14 protein-coding genes and 3 pseudogenes are annotated in these 19,563 nt (G+C 67.9%); 9 read left to right on the top strand and 8 right to left on the bottom strand.

Annotated elements, in window-relative coordinates; translation table 11 throughout:
- Positions 1–84: 84 nt before the first annotated feature.
- From GE300_RS23875 to GE300_RS12270, 5 genes and pseudogenes are all read left to right on the top strand, one after another.
- Positions 85–549: pseudogene (locus tag GE300_RS23875) on the top strand (efflux RND transporter permease subunit); the annotation flags it as partial.
- A 266-nt stretch (positions 550–815) separates the two neighbouring features.
- Entirely contained in the window at positions 816–2,462 is a 1,647-nt protein-coding gene (locus GE300_RS12280) for a mechanosensitive ion channel family protein (RefSeq protein WP_233416969.1), read from the top strand.
- A gap of 168 nt (positions 2,463–2,630) precedes the next feature.
- Positions 2,631–2,843 (top strand): annotated as a pseudogene (locus GE300_RS22985) (IS6 family transposase); the annotation flags it as partial.
- A 184-nt stretch (positions 2,844–3,027) separates the two neighbouring features.
- On the top strand, positions 3,028–4,185 hold the full coding sequence (locus GE300_RS12275; RefSeq protein ID WP_154446857.1) for a YncE family protein: 1,158 nt from the start codon (positions 3,028–3,030) through the stop codon (positions 4,183–4,185).
- Between the two features lie 137 nt (positions 4,186–4,322).
- Positions 4,323–5,351, top strand: a pseudogene (locus GE300_RS12270) (IS110 family RNA-guided transposase).
- A 285-nt stretch (positions 5,352–5,636) separates the two neighbouring features.
- Here GE300_RS12270 and GE300_RS12265 read toward each other — a convergent pair.
- Both GE300_RS12265 and GE300_RS12260 read right to left on the bottom strand, forming a co-directional pair.
- Entirely contained in the window at positions 5,637–6,302 is a 666-nt protein-coding gene (locus tag GE300_RS12265) for a HEPN domain-containing protein (RefSeq protein ID WP_233416968.1), read from the bottom strand.
- 26 nt (positions 6,303–6,328) lie between these two features.
- Entirely contained in the window at positions 6,329–7,249 is a 921-nt protein-coding gene (locus GE300_RS12260; protein WP_154446856.1) for a helix-turn-helix transcriptional regulator, read from the bottom strand.
- 98 nt (positions 7,250–7,347) lie between these two features.
- Between GE300_RS12260 and GE300_RS12255 the strand changes: the two genes are divergently transcribed.
- From GE300_RS12255 to GE300_RS12240, 4 genes are all read left to right on the top strand, one after another.
- Positions 7,348–8,049: a c-type cytochrome gene (locus GE300_RS12255; RefSeq protein ID WP_154446855.1), complete on the top strand. Its 702-nt coding sequence runs from the start codon at positions 7,348–7,350 to the stop codon at positions 8,047–8,049.
- 23 nt (positions 8,050–8,072) lie between these two features.
- Positions 8,073–8,936, top strand: a complete 864-nt coding sequence (locus GE300_RS12250; protein ID WP_154446854.1) for a DUF305 domain-containing protein — start codon at positions 8,073–8,075, stop codon at positions 8,934–8,936.
- 136 nt (positions 8,937–9,072) lie between these two features.
- Positions 9,073–10,797, top strand: a complete 1,725-nt coding sequence (locus tag GE300_RS12245) for a PAS domain S-box protein (protein ID WP_154446853.1) — start codon at positions 9,073–9,075, stop codon at positions 10,795–10,797.
- A gap of 268 nt (positions 10,798–11,065) precedes the next feature.
- Positions 11,066–11,767 carry a ribonuclease activity regulator RraA gene (locus GE300_RS12240; protein ID WP_154446852.1) on the top strand — a complete coding sequence of 234 codons (702 nt, stop codon included), beginning with the start codon at positions 11,066–11,068 and terminating at the stop codon, positions 11,765–11,767.
- 144 nt (positions 11,768–11,911) lie between these two features.
- On the opposite strand, the gene GE300_RS12235 is transcribed toward GE300_RS12240, so the two are convergent.
- The 6 genes from GE300_RS12235 to GE300_RS12210 are packed head-to-tail and all read right to left on the bottom strand — an operon-like array spanning position 11,912 to position 19,563.
- Positions 11,912–13,966 (bottom strand): FAD-dependent oxidoreductase, encoded by a 2,055-nt coding sequence (locus GE300_RS12235; RefSeq protein WP_154446851.1) that lies wholly within the window; start codon positions 13,964–13,966, stop codon positions 11,912–11,914.
- Positions 13,963–15,000, bottom strand: a complete 1,038-nt coding sequence (locus tag GE300_RS12230; RefSeq protein ID WP_154446850.1) for a LacI family DNA-binding transcriptional regulator — start codon at positions 14,998–15,000, stop codon at positions 13,963–13,965. Before GE300_RS12230 ends, GE300_RS12235 begins: the two co-directional genes overlap by 4 nt.
- A complete protein-coding gene (locus GE300_RS12225; protein WP_154446849.1) occupies positions 14,997–15,332 on the bottom strand; it encodes a Dabb family protein in 336 nt (111 codons plus the stop codon). Before GE300_RS12225 ends, GE300_RS12230 begins: the two co-directional genes overlap by 4 nt.
- An 8-nt stretch (positions 15,333–15,340) precedes the next feature.
- Positions 15,341–16,924: a GMC family oxidoreductase gene (locus GE300_RS12220; RefSeq protein ID WP_154446848.1), complete on the bottom strand. Its 1,584-nt coding sequence runs from the start codon at positions 16,922–16,924 to the stop codon at positions 15,341–15,343.
- Between the two features lie 9 nt (positions 16,925–16,933).
- Entirely contained in the window at positions 16,934–18,454 is a 1,521-nt protein-coding gene (locus GE300_RS12215; protein WP_325063214.1) for a GMC family oxidoreductase, read from the bottom strand.
- Positions 18,451–19,563, bottom strand: a complete 1,113-nt coding sequence (locus tag GE300_RS12210) for an ABC transporter ATP-binding protein (RefSeq protein ID WP_154446847.1) — start codon at positions 19,561–19,563, stop codon at positions 18,451–18,453. Before GE300_RS12210 ends, GE300_RS12215 begins: the two co-directional genes overlap by 4 nt.

Raw genomic sequence — 19,563 nt, 5'->3', positions numbered from 1 at the left:
CCCCGCTCTACGCGGAGCAAACCTCAACCCACGGAGCCGTCGCCTGAGAAAATGTGCGAAAGATTCTGGACACTACCCGGGCGGCCGATCATCGCCTCGACGGCGACGACGCTCAGCGTGTTCTTCCCGCTGCTGTTCTGGTCCGGGATGGTGGGCGAGTTCATGAAATTCCTGCCGATCACGGTGATCCTGACGCTCTTCGCCTCGCTTTTCATGGCGCTGATCTTCATTCCCGTCATGGGCGGACTGATCGGCAAGCGGCAACCGCAAACGGCCCGCGCAAAGGCCGCGCTGCACGAGGCCGAAACCGGCGATCCGCGCCGCATGGGCGGGTTTACCGGAGCCTACGTGCGGCTCCTTGAACGCGCGATCCTGCGGCCCGGCGCGACTCTGCTTCTGGCCGTCGCCATGCTTCTGGGGGCCTTCGGGCTTTATGGGCAGCTGGGCAAGGGCGTCAGCTTCTTTCCCTCCGTCGAGCCGGACTTCATGCAGGTGCAGGTCCGGGCCCGCGACAACGTCTCGATCTACGAACGCGACCGGCTGGTGCGGCTGAGGCCGGTGGTGCTGACCTCGGTGACGACGGCGCTGGGGTTGATGCCGATGGTGATCGGGCTCAACATCAACTTCTTCACCCGCGACATCGTCTATGGCGCGCCCTCGACGCAATGGTGGACGGAACTGTCCAGCGCCATCGCCGGCGGTCTGGTGATTGCCACGCTGCTGACGCTGATCGTGACACCGGCCATGCTGATGCTGGGCGAGAAGCGGCAGGCACGGCAGAGCACGCCCCGCGCCCCGCAGCCGGCCTGACCGGGATGCGCCCGTCTTTCCGCATCGCCGTCGCCCTTCTGGTTCCGCTGGCGTTGTTCCGGACGTTGCCTGTTGCCGCGCAGGGCGTCAGCGCGCCGCCTGCGAGGGTCGAGGCCGCGCCCGACCCGTGGGGACGCGAAACGCCACGCGGGACAGTCGATGGCCTGCTTTCGGCCTTTGGCAACAACGACATGACCGCCTTCGCGCATCTGCTCGACCTGAGTGATATCCCCGAGGCCCGGCGCATTTCTGAATCCCGCCGGCTCGGGCGCACGCTGGAACGTGTGCTCGACCGCTCCGGGGGGCTGCTGCCCGGATACCGGTTGTCCGCAGATAGAGCCGGCCTATCCGGCGATAACCTCGGCCCCGATTTCGACCGGTTTGCCGCCGTCCTGGCCGAAGGCACCGTCACCGACCTGCTGCTGCTCCGGGGCGAAGACGAGGGCAGAATGGTCTGGCGCGTTGCACCGGTGTCGCTGGAAGTGGTGCGCAGGCTGGCGCCCGAGGTGGCGCAGGCGCGGTATGTAACATGGCTGCCCGCCCGTTTCTCCGCGATGCGCATCGCCGGGTCCAGCCTCGCAGCCTGGATCACGCTTGCCGCACTCTCGGTCGTCGCGCTGCTGATCGCTACCGTGGTCTTCTCGGCGCTCACCTGGGGGCTGGCGCGTCTTCTGCACGGCGGAAACCACGCCGCAACCGGCCGGGTGATCCGCGACGCCTGGTTGCCGCTCGCGCTGATCGGAGGCGGTGTCCTGGTTCAGATCGGCGCCTTTCTGCTGGGCATTCCGGTCGTCGCCCGCGCAACACTGGCGCCGGCGATCGAAATCGGCACATGGCTTGCCATCGGCTGGCTCCTCTGGCGTCTCGTCCAGACCATTGGCGACGAAATCCTGCTTAGCATGACCCGGCGCGAACGTCTTGGCGCCGTATCCGTGGTCTCCATGGCCCGCCGGTTTGCCAAGGCACTTGTAGTTGCCTTGGCCGCAATTTTCGTATCCGGTTCGCTCGGTCTTGATCTCACCGGCTGGCTGGCGGCTCTGGGCCTCGGCGGGCTTGCCTTCGCGCTGGGTGCGCAAAAGACTATTGAACACCTCGTCGGCGGCCTCAGCATCGTCGCGGACCAGCCGATCCGGATTGGTGATTTCTGTCAGATCGACGACGTGCTGGGAACGGTGGAGGACATCGGCCTGCGCTCGACACGCATCCGTACCTTGGACAAGACGCTGGTGACGATCCCGAATGGCGACCTATCTGCTGCGCGAATCGAGAACTACGCCGGGCGCGATCGGTTTCGCTGGCTCGCGACGATCGGCCTGCGCTATGAGACGACCCCGGATCAGATGCGCGCGGTGATCTGGCGACTCGATCAGCTTCTGGCCGGCGATGAAAGGATTGCCGAAGACCATCGCGCCCGCTTCGTGGGGTTCAGCGCATCGTCACTGGACATCGAAATTCTCGCCTACATCCTGGCGTCGGATTTTCCGTCATCGCTTTCCATTCGCGAGGAGTTGAATCTTAGTGTGATTGAGATCGTGGCCGAATGCGGCGCAAGCTTCGCATTTCCCTCGACGACCGTTTATATTGAGCCGACCCACAAGCCGTGCTCGAAAATGAACTCACGTAAAGTATCGAAACCAGTGACTGAAGCCTGACTCGCGACCGGTGTCGACTTGCTAACGTCGCTTGAGCCCCCGGGTTGGAGATTTTCCGGGGGAGGTTGGACCTGCTTCCAACGCTGGACCGCTGCCTTGAGCGCCTTCCCGGGAGCTGTCAGAGAAATCCGGCTTGAGGCTGGGTATGGCGCTGGGTAGCGTCCCGCCATGACGAAGCACAGCCCCTTCAAGTGGTTCAAGACGAGCCCAGTAATCATCCGCCTGGCGGTGAGGCTTCATGTCCGGTTTCCACTGTCGCCCCGGAATGTCGAAGCTCTGCTGCACAAGCGCGGCATCGACGTCAGCCATGCAACGGTCCGATACTGGTGGCATCGGTTCCGTCCGACGTTCGCCGCCGAGATCCGAAAGCGCCGCATCCAACCATTTTCGGTTATCCCCCAATAACATGAACTTACCCGGAACAAAGTGTCCGCCACTCGTCGAGAGCGGGTGCGCGATGCCGCGTTCAGACAGTCGATCGGTAGACATCGTTCCCGAGCAAAGATGTGGTATCGTAGGTCCGCGGCCCAATGGCGCTAGACGAAGCCTCGAAAGGGAGGGAACCATGAACGCGCATCGGCGCTCTTCGATCGAACGGGTCTGGAAAACGGCACGACTTCTGGCCGCAAGCCTGTGCGTGGCGGCATTCTTTGATGCCGATCCCGCCGACGCCCAGGATTACGAGATCTGGGCGATCGACCAAGGCACCCACAAAGTGCACGTGTACAACTCTGATCTGGAGGAAGTCGCCCAGATCGATCTCGGGGCGGAGGGCGCGCGGGTGCCCCACATGATCGACTTCAGCTCCGATTTCTCGCATGCCGTTGTGGCGGCGACGTCGGGTTCGATCGTTGTTATCCGCACAAATGATCGTGCCGTGGTGGCCCAGCTTCAGACCGGACCCGGCAGCCATATGGCCTCCTTCGCGCCCGACGACAACGCCATTCTTGTCGCCGTCATCGGCTCCGGCGATGTCGAGGACGACGGCAAGGTGGTGGAGGTCACCGCCGACCTGGACGCCGGGCAATTCGAGATCGGCCGCAGCCTGGTGATTGCCGAGGATCCGATGGTCCAGCAGGCCAGCGAGCGATTCGGCGACATCGGTGCGGTCTGCCAGGAGTTTTCGCCGGACGGCCGTTTCGCCTATGTGACGCTGGGCCCGGCGCTAGCGAACGGCGGCCTGGTCGTGCTCGACATGGCAGGCTTCCAACTGGTGAAGGCCTATGCCCCGGATGAGCTGCAGGTGAACTGCGGCACAATGCCGACCCCCGATGGACGCCACATGATCGTCAACGGCGGAAGTGCCGATGTCGGGGTCTGGTACGCGCTCGATATGTCCAACCACGAGGTGGTGAAGCAGAGCGACAGCCGGGGACAGGATGCCCACGGGGTATGGGCGACGCCGGACGGGCGCGAGATCTGGATGGTGAACAGGGTGAGCAGCAACGGCATCGTCATCGACGCCGAGACGCTGGAGATCTCTGCTGAGCTGAGCGACTTGGGCAAGACGCCGGACATCATCGCGATGTCGCCGGACTCTCAGCGCGCGTTCATCTCCACCCGCGGGCCGAATCCGGTCACGGCGGCTCACGTCGCCACGGGCGAAACGCCCGGCTTCGCGGTCGTGAGCATCCCGGACCGCACATTGATCGAGGTGGTTCAGCCGGCGGAGGGCAACGACCAGAGCGATTTCCATGGCATCGGCATCCGGGTGTTGCCGTGAGCAGGTAGCTGAATGCGCGACGCGGATTATCCCGTGGCCGAGGCAGGCAGAGATGGGGTGGATGCCGCTCTCCCCTGACGGCATCGCGGTGTGCCAAACTCGTGGTGTCAACGCACAAGCTGTAGGAGAGGGCATCCATGGGAGAAGTTACCATCATCGGCGTCGATCTGGCAAAGAACGTGTTTTCAGATCCACGGGGCCGCGGCAGACGGTCGGCCCGTGTTCCGGAAGAAGCTGTCACGGCCGCAGTTCGCCCGTATCATGGCGCAGCAACTGCCGTGCCTTGTTGCGATGGAGGCCTGCGCCAGCGCGCATCATTGGGCGCGGCAGATGGCGCGACACGGGCATGAAGTCCGGCTGATCGCCCCGCATTACGTCAAGCCGTTCCTGAAGCGGCAGAAGAACGACGCCGCCGATGCCGAGGCGATCGTCGGGGCGGCCCTGCGGCCGACCATGCGGTTCGTCGAGCCGAAATCGGCCGAACAGCAGGCGCGGGCGGTTGCGTTCCGCAAGCGCGAACAGCTCGTCAAGCAGCGCACCGAGGCCGTGAGCGCGCTGAGGTCGCATCTCTACGAGTTCGGACATGTCCCCTCGGGGGTATCGGCTACCTGCCGCGCCTCGCGAAGGTCGTCGATGATTCCGACACCGACATTCCGGAGCTTGCCCGGGACATCTGCCGGATGCTCCTTGAGCAGATCGCCCAGTTCACCGACCGAATCAATGCGCTGAACGCCAAGATCGCGGCGATGTCGCAGGAAGCGGAAATGCCGCGTCAGCTGCAGACGATGCCGGGCGTCGGCCCGATCACCGCGCTCGCGGTCGAGACTTTCGCGCCGCCGAAGGAGCAGTTCCGCCGCGGGCGCGACTTCGCCGCCTGGCTTGGTCTGGTGCCGCGTCAGCATTCCACCGGCGGCAAGCAGAAGCTGGGGAAGACCTCGAAGATGGGGCAGCGGGACATCCGGCGATTGCTGGTCATCGGAGCGACAGCCGTGATCCGCTGGGCCTTGCGCCGGGGGGCGCCGAAGGGTTCGTGGCTGGCCAGGATGCTGGAGCGCAAGCCGATCCCGGTCGTCGCCGTCGCGCTGGCGAACAAGATGGCGCGCGGCATCCGGGCGATGCTGTCGCGCGATGAAAGCCAGCGCGGCCCGGTGCTGATCTGCGCCTGATCCGGCGCCGAACGGGCAATCGGGCCCCCGAGTTGTGAGGAAGGCATGATCAGCATGGGCAAAGGATCGACATGATCCGGGTCGGGCAAACCAGAAACCTTCTCCGAGCCCCGAGCTCGCTCTTGGAGATGTGGCCCCGCTCCGCGCATCACCATCCCGGCCAGCGGCGCCAGTCAGCCGCACGAACAGGCCAGACAAAAGACCGCACTCGATCACAAGTCCGGAAGATCAGAGAAGCTCCTTGCAAACCGAGCGGCATCCACAAAAGAAGGTTGGGTGAAACGTCTAGTCGACCACTGGGTAGAACGGCCGCCCCCAGTCCTCCTTCGGGTTGTCCATCATCAGGTCCACGAAAACCGGGAGCAGGAAGGCGAGTATCGCAGCGCCATCACGGACCTGTGCCCGGTTCACTCCGCTGTTCCAGGTCGATCCGCCATGCACCAACTGATTGCGCAGCACATAGAGCCGGTCGAAGACGAAGCTGAGAACACGCACGCTGTCGCCGGCCTGGAACGACTGTGCGAAGCTGCGAGAGGATGATCGGAACCTTTCTTCCCAATCCTCGACCCCGTCGATCCCGTTCTGATGCTGCCAGAACGGGTTGAAGACGAAACGGTTCTCCATGAGGGTCCGAACCGGACCCGAGAACCGCTGCCATAGCGCCTTGTAGATGCGCCGCTCTTCGTCCCGCGCCACCAGCTTGCCGAAGTAATCGACGAATGCAGCTCTTTCTCCGGGGGCCACCGACTGGAATTCGCGCTCGTCCGCATAGGCTGCGTTGAAGGCGATCCAGAGGAAGATGAAGCGTGCATCGTGATCATCACCGCACGCCTCGGCTCGTCCGATCCAGCTGATGGAACGGTGCACGCGCAGGCCCATCGTTTCGGGAAAGCCTGCACGGATTGCGCGTTGTTTCTCTTTCAAGCCGCTGAACGTCAGGCTGTCGGACATGGAATTCCTCCGTCTCAAAAACTCGTTCACGGCATCGCGCCGAAATCGGACCGGCGGTATCCGTCGACCATCGACCGGAGCGCCTTCGGGGCTATCACTTCGACCTTGTCCCCCCATTGGTAGAGGTGCCAGGTCATCTCCAGCCAGCCCGACGCCGCGAAACGCACGACAAGACTGCCGTCGTCCTGCGGCTCGAGCACCTGCCGGGGATGAAAGCGGAAGCCAGCGGCGCGTTCGGCCGCCTCGGGCGCGAAGCGCCAGATCACCTCGCCATACTGTTCGGGATCCTGCCAGACGCCGAAGGACCGCGCGGCGTATTCCGTGATGTTGAAACCTTCCTGAAGCGCAAAGCTCTCGTCCAGGACTTCCGCATCGCGGATCAGATCGATGCGGAAATTGCGCACTTCATCAGCCTTGGCAGGGTCGCGTGCCGCCAGATAAGTCCGGTGGCCCAGCAAGACGCCATGTGGTTCCAGGATGCGGTTTGCGTCGTCCCGGTTGTAGCGCACGCTAAGGCGAAACGGGCCGCGCAGCGCCTCGATGATGGCATCGAGAACGTCCGTCTCGACGCTGACCCTCGCCCCGGGGCGGGTGACCTGTCCCATGGCGGTCAGGACAGCCTCGGCATCGGTCTCGATGCGGGATCGGGAGGGCGCCCGAGCCAGCAGCCCCTCGCGGAGATCGACCAGAGCCCGAGCATGACGCAGGCGCCCCTCGGCCTCTGCGCCGCGTGCGGCGATCTTCAAAGCCTCCACACCTGTTTCTCGGCGAAGTTGCAGGCGGTCGAGACCGGGATCGATCAACCGCCAGCGTCGTTTGCGATCCTCGCCTGCAGCGGATCGACCCCCGCCAGTTCGGGAACGTAATCGGCCGGCGCCGCGCGCCGCTGCATACCACATCCTGGCACAGATCTCCTCCAGCACGGGGCGCAGTGCGTCGCCATCCATGCGGCCCGGCCTGACTCCGACCCGCCGGATCCGGCGTCGAGCCGGCTGTTCCCGCACCGACGGCCGCCGCACACGACCACCCGCACACGACCACGACCATGCGCCCGCGAGCACACCGGAATCCGAGAAAGTCACGTTTTATCGAAACCATCCAGCGCTGGAAGGTTGTTCCGGTTCCGAGTGAAGGAAAGATTCGGGAGAGTCGCATGACCGGAAAGTTTGGGGCCGGCCTCGCCTTGGGGATCGTTGGTACACTTCTCGCAGCCGTGGCCGGCTGGCTCGCCCTCGCTTACTCCGGTGCCTACAACATCGCCGCCACGGATCCTCACGCAGACGCCGTCAGGTGGACGATCCACACGTCCAAGCACCGGTCGGTCGCCACCCGCGCAAACGCGGCCGCGGTGCCCGAGCCCTTGCCCGAAGATCTGGTGGCCGAGGGAGCCGTGCTCTACGCCGAAAGCTGCGCGCGTTGTCACGGCGGTCCCGGAAAGGATCCGAGCGACTGGTCACGCGGCATGCGGCCCGAACCGCCGCACCTGACCGAAGCCGCGACCGAATGGCAGCCCGAAGAGATCCACTGGATCGTCGAGAACGGCATCAAGATGACCGGCATGCCGGCCTTCGCCGAGCGGTTTGACACAGACGAGCTCCTGGCGCTGACCGCCTTCGTCTCCGAGCTTCCGGGGCTGTCGCCCGACGACTATGCCGCCCTGACCGGCGAACCGGCGGGCGACGCCACCGACACCGCCGCGCCCGATCCCGAAACCGCCGAACCCGCAAGGCCCGCGGACGGCGAATAGAAACGAACGGAGATGTAAGTCCTATGTCCTATATCCGCTACGGCCTGATGATCCTCACCTCGACGGTGGTGATGTTCATCCTGATGTACTTCAACACCTACGCCTGGGAGCACGTCTTCTTCTCCGAGACGCGCACGTACATGGCGATCCTGATGGGCGCGTCGATGGCGGTCATCATGCTGGCGTACATGTTGGGAATGTACGCCAACAAGGCGCTCAACATCGCGATCTTCGTAGGCGCCGCCATCGTCTTTGCCCTGTCGCTCTGGCTGGTCCGCAGCCAGGTCACCGTTTCGGGCCCCAGCTACATGCGGGCGATGATCCCGCACCACTCGATCGCGATCATGGTGTCGGAGCGCGCACAGATCCGCGATCCACGCGTGCGCAAGCTGGCCGACGAGATCATCGAGGCGCAGCGGCGCGAGATCGCCGAGATGCGCTATCTGATCGCCGACGTGTCCGACGGGAACGTGGTGGAGAGCATCTACAAGGATCCGCCCGCCGAACCGGGAAGCGTCGCCGACGCGCTGGACAACATGCTGATCTCCACGCTCGACCCCGGTCCGATGCCGGACGCCGAGGCTGGCCAGGTGCTGGACGCGACCGAGCGCTGCCGGTTCAACCGCAGCCCCGAGAGCGACCCGATCCTGTGGACCGCGGCGGATGGCGCGGGGGCGGCGATGAAGCTGAACGGGGTGCTGGTCGCGCTGTCCGGCGCCGGTGCGACGGAATCCGGCGACCGGACGTTCACGGCGGACGGCGCGACAATCACCGTGCGGCCGCTGCCCGAGGACGAGGCGGACTGGCGCCAGGACGCAGAGTTGATATTCGCGCTCGAACAGGGTCTGTCGGTCGGCTACCGCGGGTTCTGGTCCTGCGACGCCTGACCCTGGGCCCGAGGATCAGCCTTGTCGCTGCCGGCGGAACCCTCTGCCGGCGCACCTTCAGACGCGAACAGATGTGGTAGACTGGCTTCGGGAAAACCCACCGCGTCGATTCGATAGTGCCGGCGGCGGAGGAGCCATGTCGAGGGAAGGCGACGTTTATCGCGCGAGCGGCCTCGAAGACTTCTTCGAGAACGGTGCAATAGCTTTGCACTTCGTGTCGGGCGACGGAATGATCCTGCGCGCGAACAGGGCGGAACTCGACCTTCTCGGCTACAGCGCCGAAGAGTACATCGGCCGGCACATCGCCGAGGTGCATGTCGATCAACCCGTTATCGACGACATTCTCGCCCGGCTGCTGCGCGGCGAGACGATCCACCGCTATCCGGCGCGCCTGCGCGCCCGCGACGGGTCGATCAGGCATGTCGAGATCACGTCCAGCGGCCAGTTCATCGACGGCACCTTCATCAACACCCGCTGTTTTACCGTCGACGTCACCGATCTGGTCGCAGCCCGCCAGGAGGTCAGCCGCAAGGACGAGTTCCTGCGGCAGATCCTCGATGCGCTGCCGGCGGGGATCTTCATGGTCGATGCGGCCGGCAGGCTGACCTATGTCAACAAGGCCGCGAGCGAACTGGTAACGGGCGAGCCGAAGCTCGGCGAGGACGAATGGCACAAGGTGTTCCGCCTGTTCACACCCGATGGCCGCGAGATCCCGCGCGACCAGCGCCCGATGTCGATCGTCCTCAACGAGAACCGGCCGGTCCGGGGGGTCGAGGCGATGACGCAGCGGGCCGATGGCTCCCTGATGCCGGTGATGCCGTTTCCGACCCCGATCCGCGACGACGACGGTAACCTGAGCGGCGCCGTCAACATGTTCGTCGACATGAGCGAACGCAAGCAGGCGGAGGACATGTTCCGCCTGGCCGTCGAGGCGTCGTCAAGCGGCATGATCCTTGCCGACGCCGCGGGACGGATCGTTCTGACGAACGCCGCCGCCGAGCGGCTGTTCGGTTACGACCGCGCGGAACTCGCCGGGCGGGAGGTCGAGGATCTGATTCCGCCGAGACTGCGCGAGGAACACGCGAACCATCGCCGCAGCTATGCGCAGCAGCCCGAGGTGCGCGTCATGGGCGCCGGCCGCGAACTGTTCGGCCTGCGCAAGGACGGGACCGAGGTGCCGGTCGAGATCGGGCTGAACCCGCTGATGACCGGCCAGGGGCTGATGGTCCTCAGCACGATCATCGACATCTCCGAGCGCCGCCGCGCGGCCGAGCGGGAGAAGCTGCTGGTGCGCGAGCTGCACCACCGCAGCCACAACCTGTTCGCCATCATCCGCGCGATCATCGAGCGCAGCCTGTCGGGCGATCGCACGCTGAGCCAGGCGCGCGCGGTGCTGCAATCCCGGCTGGCCGCGATGGCGCGCACCTACCAGTTGCTGAACCAGATGGAGTGGCGCGGCCTGAACCTGGCGGACATCGTGCGCGCTGAGCTCGAGCCGTTCGGCAATCGCGTGCGGATCGACGGCCCGGACGTCGCACTGGCCCCGGCCGAGGCGCAGAATCTCTCGCTCGCGCTGCACGAGCTTGCCACGAACGCCGCGAAGTACGGCGCACTCTCGGTCCCGGACGGGAAGGTCGAGGTCCGCTGGTCCCTGACCGCGCGCGACGGCGGCGCGCTGCTGCGGTTCGAGTGGCGCGAGCGCGACGGCCCGGCGGTCGTCGCGCCCATCAAGCAGGGGTTCGGAAGCGCGCTGCTCAGACAGGTCTCGTCCGAGGCCCGGTTCGACTTCGGGCCTGAGGGCCTGTCGTGCCGGATGGAGGTGCCGCTGGCCGAACCGGCCCCGACTTCCGCGCAGGATTGAACGTAGCGGGTCCGCCGCACCGCGCGCGTCCGGACGCACCGGCCGACCCGCCGTCATCCGCCCGGAATGGGCAGCGAGATCCGGCACACGAAGTGCGGCTCGGGGAAGGCTTCGACCGCGCCGGGCCCTTTCGCCTCGACCCGCAACGGTGCGCTGCCGGCCCGCCCGCGCTTGCGTTTCTTGCCAAGGCCCGCGCTTATTGCGCCACCGGCCGGGCCAGCCGCATCGGCGGCGGCGACGGTGCCGGAACGTGAAGAGAGGACCGACAATGACACTCGACAGCACTGCGATCGAGACCCTGAAAGGCGTCACCACTGCGACGCTGACCACCATCCTTCTGAAGAAGGGGCTGCGCAACGTCTGGATCCGCGGCGCGATGCCGCTGACCGGCGGCCAGGGTCGGATCGTCGGCCCCGCCTTCACCATGCGCTTCGTGCCCGCGCGCGAGGATCTGGCGACCCCGGCAAGCTGGGGCAGCCCGACCTCCACCCGTGCCGCGATCGAGGACATGCCGGAGGGCGCGGTCGCGGTGATCGACGCCATGGGCAACCCCGATGCCGGCGTGTTCGGCGACATCCTCTGCGCAAGGATGGTGAAACGGGGCGTCGCGGGCCTGATCACCGACGGGGTCGTGCGCGATCTCGACGGCGTGCTGGGAACGACGCTGCCGGTCTGGTGCCGGGGCACCGCGGCGCCGCCGTCGGTCGCCGGGCTGACATTCGTCGGCTGGCAGGAAACCGTCGGCTGCGGCGGCGTCGCGGTCCTGCCCGGCGACGCGATCGTCGCCGACCGCGACGGCGCGGTGGTCATCCCCCAGGCGCTGCTGGCCGAGGTTCTGGACGAAGCGGTCGAGCAGGAACGGATGGAAGGCTGGATCGTGAGCGAGGTCGAACGCGGCGAGAAGCTGCCCGGCCTCTACCCGATGAACGACGCCACGCGCGCCCGTTACGACGCGTGGAAGAAAACCTAGCCGCGGCCCGGCGGCCCGCCCTGCGGCAGATCCGGCGGCGCGGCGGGGCGGCTGGATTCCGCAACCGGGGCGGCTGCGATCCGTCCTGAAGCGGCAGGCTTCGCCGGCGCCGCGGCGTCGTTTCGCGGCGACGGTATTTTCGGCTCAGTCGTAGAGCGCCCCGGTCAGCCAGGCGGGCCAGTCGCGCTCGAAGAAGGACCGGGCGGCGGCGTCGCATTCCCGGTTCCGATGCAGCGACAGGTGCATCGTCTCGCCGTCCAGGCGGACCCGGATCTGCTCGTCCCTGTGGGCGGGATCCTCGGCACGAAACCGATAGGCTTCCAGGCTGCCGGACCGTGCGCGCGGCACCGCATCCCCACCCGGATCGCGGATCGCGCGGGCGCCGCGGCTGCCGCCGCCGCGGGCGATGTAGAAGTCCAGCGCCGCCAGCACCGCCTCGGAAGCAAGCGCCATCTGCCACCACTGCACCAGCCGCGCGAACTCCGACGGGCGGTCCGGCGCGATGCCCTCGGACCGGATCCGTCCGGACAACGCCCGCGCCCCGGCACGCGCCGCGCGAACCGCGTCCGGGACGCAGAGGATGCCCGCATGCTCGCTCATGCGCGCCTGGATCTCCTCGCGCAGGCCGCGCAGCGTCAGCCGGCTGCCCGGACGGGCCAGCGCCAGCACCGCGGACACGGCTTCCGGAATGCCGCCCGCGCCGGTCCGGCACGGTCGCGCTGCCCGGCCCGAGGCCGCGATGTGCTCGGCCGCGCGGGTGCCGAACACCTGCCCCGCGTTCAGCGCCGAACCGCCGGGCCGGGTGACGCCGTGCGTACCCGCCGCTTCGCCCACCGCGTAGATGCCGCCGACGTTGCTTCGGCCCCAGACGTCGACGGCGACGCCGCCGTTCATGTGCTGGTTGTTGACTGCGAACTCCAGCGGCGCCGTGGCGATGTCGATCTTGTACCGCCGGTACAGCTCGATCGCGAGCGGGTTCATGTGGCGCAGCCGCGCGATCGGCGTGTCCTGCGATGCGCCGGCGTTGGTCAGGTAGCTGCGCACGTCGTCGTCGAGCCGATCGAGGGCGAACGGCCGGTCGTCCGGCACCGGCAGCGGGTTCCGGTTGAAGTCCATGAACACCTTCCGCCCCCTCTCGCCCTCGCGGAAGATCGCCAGATCGACCAGGCTCGAGCCGAAATCCAGCATCCGGCTGGCATGGAACGGCCATTGATAGCCCTTGCGGAAGACGTTCGACGCCATCTCCTGCGTGGTGCGGTAGTAATCGGCCAGGAAGTGATGCTCGGCGCCGTCGGCATCCACCGAATAGATGTGCGGGATCACCTGCACATAGGTGCCGGACAGGTTCCACGGAAAGCCCTCGCGCCGGGTGCCGATGCCGAACTGGCTTTCGGTGATGTTCGCCAGTTCCAGACCGGCCTCCAGCGCCAGGCCGAGCGAGCCGAAGCAGCCGTTGGGAAACACGCTGTCGCGGTAAAGTTCGCCCGGGCCGCCCGCGGCCAGCACCAGGACCGGCGCAAGGAACAGCACCAGCCCGTAGGGGTTGTCCGTGCCGCGCGCCTTCGACCGGACGGCCAGCAGGCCCTCGGCCCCGTCCGCCCCGGTCAGGATCCGCACCCCGGTGGTCTGGTTGAAGAACGGCACGCCGAGCCGGATCGCCTCGGCGCCCAGGACCTTCACCATCAGCCGCGAGGTGCGCGGCCCGCAACTGGTGGCGCGGCCGATCTCGTCATGGTCGGTCTGGTAGCGCAGGATCCCGCCCAGCCGCTCCTGCGGCAGCGGCAGCCCGAGATACTGCAGCGAGGCCATCGCCCGCGGCGAGCCGACCGCCTCGACATAGGCGGTGTCCGCGTCCATGGCGCCGCCGGCGCCGATCGCCCGGGCCATGTCCTGGAAGTTGTCGCCCCGGTCGGCGGTGTTCGCCGTGTGCAGCGTCTGCTTGTCGGAACCGGAGCAGGCCGAGGTGCCGCCCCAGGCGCTCTGCGAGACGATCGTCACCTCGACGCCGCGCCGCTTCAGTTCCACCGCCGCGCGCAGCCCCGCCGCGCCGCTGCCCACCACCAGCGCGCCGGTGCGGTACGCCGGCAGGCGCTGCCCGGACACCGCGACATGCTCGGCGAACTCCGGCTCGGCGCCGAGGCGCGGCATCTCGACATCGGTCAGCGCGTCGAGAATGTGCTGGGGGACATCGAGGCTCATCGGGCGTCGTTCCTTTCCGGCTGGCCGATCGCGCTGGACGCGCGGACCCGCATCTCGACCGGGCTGAGCCGCTTCGGCGGCGGCACGGTTCCGTCGATCAGCCAGGCCAGCATGGTGCTGGCGGCGGCTGCACCGAAGCCGGCGATGTCGCAGCTGACCGAGGACAGCGGCGGCCAGATCTGGCCGCACTCCTCGATGTCGTCGAAGCCGACGACCCGCAGCCCGCCCGCCCCGACCGCCCGACCGATCTCGGCGCAGCCCGCGACGAGGCCCATGGCGACGAGATCGTTGAAGCACAGCGCCGCGTCCACCTCCGGGTGCGCGCGCGTCAGCAGGCGGGCCGCCTCGCGGCCGAAGGCGCGGCTGGCACGCCCCGGCAGGACCAGCGGCGCCATCCCGGCCTGCGCCAGCACCTCGTGATAGCCGGAATTCCGCTCGAGCGTCACGCCGCGCCCCTCCAGGCCGCCGATGAAGGCGACGCGGTTCGGCCGGCCCTCCAGCAGATGCCTGGTCGCGATGCGCCCGCCCGCCGGATAGTCCGGCGCCATGAACGGGAACGCCGGCGCCGAGCGGTCCGCCTGACGCAGCACCTGCAGCGCCGGGATGCCGGCGCGGGAGATGGCGTCGAAGCCGCCGTCGTCCGCGCCGTAGGCCGGCGAGACGATGATCGCCGACACCCCGTGCTCGATCATCGCCGCGATCACCTGCGCCTGCAGCCGGGTGTCCTCGTCGGTGTTCGCCAGCACCGTGGCGAAACCCTTGTCCGTCAGCGCCATCTGCACGGATATCGCGAACTCGGTGAAGAACGGGTTTCTCAGATCGTTGATCACCAGCCCGATCAGCCCGGCGCCCGAGCCGCGCAGCGTGGCCGCGGCGCGGTTGTAGACATAGCCCAGTTCCGCCATCGCCTTGCGCACCTCGTCGCGCGTCTCGGCGCGCACCGCGGGGCTGTTCCGCAGGACGAGGCTGACGGTCGACTTCGACACCCCCGCCTTTTGGGCCACGTCGATGATGGTGGGGCGCCGCCCGGTCATGGCGCGGCGCCCGCCGCCCGCCCCTCGAGGCGCAGGTCGAAGGCGGGGATGCCGGCGCGCCCGCCGGCGGCGTTCTGCTCCAGCCGGGCACCCGGCTTGCGGTACTCGCGACGATCCCGGCAGGCGGCCGGCGCGTCCCGGTCCGCGAAATCGGCGGTGACGCCGCGCCGGTCGCCGCGTTCGATCTGCTCGGGGCATTCCGAGCGGCCCGAACGGATCGACAGCAGGCCGGGGATCTCGCCCCCGATGCGGTGCCGCTCGTCGAAGATGCCGGCGATCTCGGCTTCGCCGGGCCCGGGGCGGACACGGACCAGGACGATGTGTCGGAGCATGGCGGGCCTCATGCGTTGTCCGCGCGGATCATGTCGGCGGCCTTCTCGCCGATCATGATCGCCGCCGCGTTGGTGTTCGACGAGATCACCGTCGGCATGATCGAATTGTCCACCACGCGCAGGCCGGCGACGCCGTTGAGACGCAGGCGAATGTCCACCACCGCGTCCGGGTCGGGGCCCATCCGGCAGGTGCCCGCGCAGTGGTGGGAGGTCTTGGAATGGGTGCAGATGTAGTCGAAATAGTCCTCGTCCGTGCGCACCTCGGGCCCCGGCAGGCGCTCGGTCTTGACGAACGGCTTCAGCGGCGCCTGCGCCAGGATCTCCTGCGTCAGCCGCAGTCCGGCGATCGAACAGGCGCGGTCGCGGGGATCCTGCAAGTAGTTCGGATCGATCGACGGCGGCGTCTGCGGGTCGGCCGACCGCAGCCGCACCGTGCCGCGCGAGCGCGGGCGCAGGTAGCACGAATTCAGCGTGATGCCGCCCATCGGCATCGAGGCGACTCCGTGCTCGATCCCGGTGCCCAGCCCAAGGTGGAGCTGGATGTCGGGCGAGCGCGCGTCCGGGTCGGCGTACCAGAAGCCGCCGGTCTCGAACAGCGAGGACGCCACTGGCCCCTTGCGGGTGAGCAGGTACTGCAGGCCGGCCAACGCCGCCCAGTGCGGCCGGGCGTAGCGGTCGTAGCTGAACGGCCCCGACAGCTCGCAGATGCAGTAGAGGTCGAGGTGGTCCTGCAGGTTCGAGCCGACGCCGGACCGGTCGTGCAGCACCGGGATGCCGAGGCCTTCGAGGTCCGCCGCCGGTCCGATCCCCGACAGCTGCAGCAGGCGCGGCGAGCCGATGGCCCCGGCCGAAAGCACCACCTCGCACGCGGCCTCGAGCCGGGTGCCGTCCATCAGCTCGACCCCGCCGGCGCGGCCCCGGTCCACCAGCAGCCGCCGCACCGGCGCGCCGGTGCGCACCACCAGGTTCGGCCGCCTGCCGCGCAGCGGCGCGAGGTAGGCCATCGCCGCCGACGACCGCCGCGCGTTGCGCTGGGTCAACTGGTAGTAGCAGACGCCGTCCTGCGACTCGGCATTGACGTCCTCGTTGCGCGGGATGCCCAGCGCCGCCGCCGCCGCGAAATAGGCCTCGCAGATCGGCAGCGGCGCGATCGGCTGGCTGACGCCCAGCGGGCCGCCGGTGCCGTGAAAGCGGTTCTGGTAGGTGTCGTTGTCCTCGGCCTTGCGGAAATAGGGCAGCACGTCGTCATAGCCCCAGCCCGCACAGCCCATCTGCCGCCAGTCGTCGTAGTCCTGCGCGTTGCCGCGGGTGTAGATCTGCGCATTGATCGCCGAGCCGCCGCCCAGCACCTTGGCCTGCGTATAGCGGAACACCTTGTCCTTCATGTGCCGTTGCGGGACCGTCTCCCAGCCCCAGGAGCCGATGCCCTTGGTCATCTTCGCGAAGCCCGCGGGCAGGTGATAGAACAGGTGCCGGTCGGTCGGCCCCGCCTCCAGCAGCAGCACGCGCACGGCCGGATCCTCGCTCAGCCGGGCCGCCACGACCGAACCGGCCGAGCCGCCGCCGATGATGATGAAGTCGTACCCGCCCATCGGGCCTCCTCAGCTGGTCGCGGCCGCGCCGGCCGGCGCGGCGGCGGTTTCGGCGATATGTCCGGCGGCGCGGTGCGCCAGCGCCGCGACCGTCAGCGCCGGGTTGACGGCTGCCGAGGTCGGCAGCACCGACGCATCGGCGATGTAGAGGTTCGGGTGATCGTGGCTGCGGCAGAAACTGTCCACCACGCTGGTCGCCGGATCGCGCCCCATCCGCGCCGTGCCACACTGATGCGACGGCGTGCGCCGGTCGAAGGCCCGCGCCATGACCACCGGGTAGCCCGCCTTGCGCAGGACCGATTTCAGCTTCGCGACCAGCGCCAGGTGCGCCTCCCGGTTCGAGCGCTTCCAGTCCAGGCGGATCCGCCCGTCCTGCAGCGTCACCCGGCTGTCCGGATCGGGCAGATCCTCCGAGATCGCGTAAAGGTCCACCGACCGCGCGGCGATCCAGCGCGCCACCGGCCGCGGCAGCGGCGCATTGGCCGCCAGGATCGTGCCCGAGATCTTGCCCAGCAGCTGCACGTTGCCCAGCGGCGCGCCGTCCGGCCCGCCTGTCAGGTAGAAATCGTTCAGCATCAGCGTCTTCTGGTAGACAGACCCGTTGCGCCGGAACGGGTGCAGCGCCAGCAGCGCCGAGGCGTTGTGGTTCATGAAGTTCCGCCCCACCTGGTCCGAGGCGTTGGCCAGCCCGGCCGGATGCGCCGCGTCCGCCGAGGCCAGCAGCAGCGCCGCGCTCTGCACCGCGCCGGCGGCCAGCACGACGACAGGCGCGGTCAGCCGCTCGGGGCCGCCGGGCGTTTCCACCTCCACGCCGGTGATCCTGTCATCCGCACCGGCCAGAAGCCGCGTGGCCTTCGCCCCGGTCCGCAGTTCCACGTTCTCATGCGCCAGCGCCCGCGCCAGGGCGGCGGTCTCGGCATCCATCTTGCCGCCGCAGGTGTCGGGGAAGGCATCCCACGGCGTCTGACCATGCGCGAGCCAGCGCTCGATATCGACCGCCAGCGGCAGCGAGGAGGGGTGCAGCCCCACGGACGTCAGACGCCGCCGCAGATCTGCGATTGCAGGCTCGTCGGGCACCGGCGGAAACGGGTAGCTGCCGGAATGCGCCGGCTCGGTCGGGTCGTCGCCGACCACTCCGCGCACCCGATAAAGCTCTTCGGCCGCCTGGTAGTGCGGCTCGATCTCATCGTAGGACATCGGCCAGCCGGGCGTGGTGCCGCCCATGTGCCGGATCGGCGCGAAATCCTCGGCCCGGTAGCGGATCAGCACCGCGCCGTAGAATTTCGTGTTGCCGCCGACGTTGTAGTAGTTGCCGGGGTTGAAGGGCCGGTCCGCACCGTCCAGCCATTCCTCACGCGGGCGATAGACGCCGCGCGCGAAGATGGCCGCCGCATCCCGGTCCTCGGCGGCGGGGCGGAGGAACTCTCCCCGCTCGAGGATCAGGATGCGGCGCCCTGTGGGGGCAAGCGCGGCCGCCAGCGTCGCGCCGCCCATGCCGGAGCCGATGATCAGGACGTCGGCGGCGGTCACGGCTTGATGCGCGCTTCGGTCTGCGGATCGAACGCGATCGCCTTTTCCATGTTGATGGCGAAGTCGAACATCTCGCCCGCAGCGACCTGCGCATCGGCGCGCATCCGGCCGATCGCGTCCTTCCCGCCCAGCGTCATGGTCACGAAGGTGTCCGCGCCGGCGGGCTCGGTCACGCCGATCCTGTTGCGCAGCGGCTCGATGTTGGACGAGTTGCGGTCGGCGCCGTCCGGATCGGTTATCGCCTCGGGGCGGATGCCCAGCAGGATGTCGCGCCCGTCCCAGGCGGCGAGATGCGGCTGACTGAAACGCAGCAGCACTTCCTGCCCCTCGGCATCGGCCAATGCCGCGTGCGGAACGCCGTCGGCGACCCTCACCTTGGCCGGCATCACGTTCATCGCCGGGCTGCCCATGAAGGTGGCGACGAAGACGTTCTCGGGCGCGTCGTAGATATCCTTGGGGGTGCCCAGCTGCTGGACGTGGCCGCCGTACATGACCGCGATCCGGGTCGACAGCGTCATCGCCTCGATCTGGTCGTGGGTGACATAGACGATGGTCCGGCCCAGCTTCTGGTGCAGTTTCTTGATCTCGGTGCGCATGTCGACACGCAGCTTGGCGTCGAGGTTCGACAGCGGCTCGTCGAACAGGAACACGTCCGGATCGCGCACCAGCGCACGGCCCATCGCCACGCGCTGCCGCTGCCCGCCCGACAGCTGCCCCGGCTTGCGGTCCAGCAGGTGGTCGATCTGCAGAAGCTGCGCCACATCCTCGAGCGCGCGCGCGCGCTCGGCCTTGGGCACGCCGTGCATCTCCAGCCCGAAGGTGATGTTCTGCGCCACGGTCATGTTCGGGTAGAGCGCGTAGCTCTGGAACACCATGGCGATGTTGCGCTTGGACGGGTGCACGTTGTTGATCACCCGCCCCTGGATGGCGATATCGCCCGAGGTGACCGTCTCAAGTCCCGCGATCATGTTCAGCAGGGTGGACTTGCCGCAGCCCGACGGCCCCACCAGCACGAGGAACTCGCCCTCTTCGACCGCGATGTCGACCCGGTGCAGGACCTCGACGTTGCCGTAGGCCTTGGTTGCGTTCCTGATGTCGAGAAAGCCCAT

The sequence above is a fragment of the Halovulum marinum genome (assembly GCF_009697225.1).
GTDB lineage: Bacteria > Pseudomonadota > Alphaproteobacteria > Rhodobacterales > Rhodobacteraceae > Halovulum > Halovulum marinum.
Note: the sequence above shows the minus strand (reverse complement) of the source record. Positions and strands in the feature narration are given on the sequence as shown.

Excerpts from the sequence above, each read along its gene's own strand:
- GE300_RS12235 (WP_154446851.1), bottom strand. The coding sequence starts at position 13,966 with ATGAGCCTCGATGTCCCCCAGCACATTCTCGACGCGCTGACCGATGTC.
- GE300_RS12245 (WP_154446853.1), top strand. The coding sequence starts at position 9,073 with ATGTCGAGGGAAGGCGACGTTTATCGCGCGAGCGGCCTCGAAGACTTC.
- GE300_RS12220 (WP_154446848.1), bottom strand. The coding sequence starts at position 16,924 with ATGGGCGGGTACGACTTCATCATCATCGGCGGCGGCTCGGCCGGTTCG.
- GE300_RS12265 (WP_233416968.1), bottom strand. The coding sequence starts at position 6,302 with ATGTCCGACAGCCTGACGTTCAGCGGCTTGAAAGAGAAACAACGCGCA.
- GE300_RS12210 (WP_154446847.1), bottom strand. The coding sequence starts at position 19,563 with ATGGGCTTTCTCGACATCAGGAACGCAACCAAGGCCTACGGCAACGTC.
- GE300_RS12240 (WP_154446852.1), top strand. The coding sequence starts at position 11,066 with ATGACACTCGACAGCACTGCGATCGAGACCCTGAAAGGCGTCACCACT.
- GE300_RS12275 (WP_154446857.1), top strand. The coding sequence starts at position 3,028 with ATGAACGCGCATCGGCGCTCTTCGATCGAACGGGTCTGGAAAACGGCA.
- GE300_RS12225 (WP_154446849.1), bottom strand. The coding sequence starts at position 15,332 with ATGCTCCGACACATCGTCCTGGTCCGTGTCCGCCCCGGGCCCGGCGAA.
- GE300_RS12260 (WP_154446856.1), bottom strand. The coding sequence starts at position 7,249 with ATGGATGGCGACGCACTGCGCCCCGTGCTGGAGGAGATCTGTGCCAGG.
- GE300_RS12280 (WP_233416969.1), top strand. The coding sequence starts at position 816 with ATGCGCCCGTCTTTCCGCATCGCCGTCGCCCTTCTGGTTCCGCTGGCG.
- GE300_RS12230 (WP_154446850.1), bottom strand. The coding sequence starts at position 15,000 with ATGACCGGGCGGCGCCCCACCATCATCGACGTGGCCCAAAAGGCGGGG.
- GE300_RS12255 (WP_154446855.1), top strand. The coding sequence starts at position 7,348 with ATGCGCCCGCGAGCACACCGGAATCCGAGAAAGTCACGTTTTATCGAA.
- GE300_RS12250 (WP_154446854.1), top strand. The coding sequence starts at position 8,073 with ATGTCCTATATCCGCTACGGCCTGATGATCCTCACCTCGACGGTGGTG.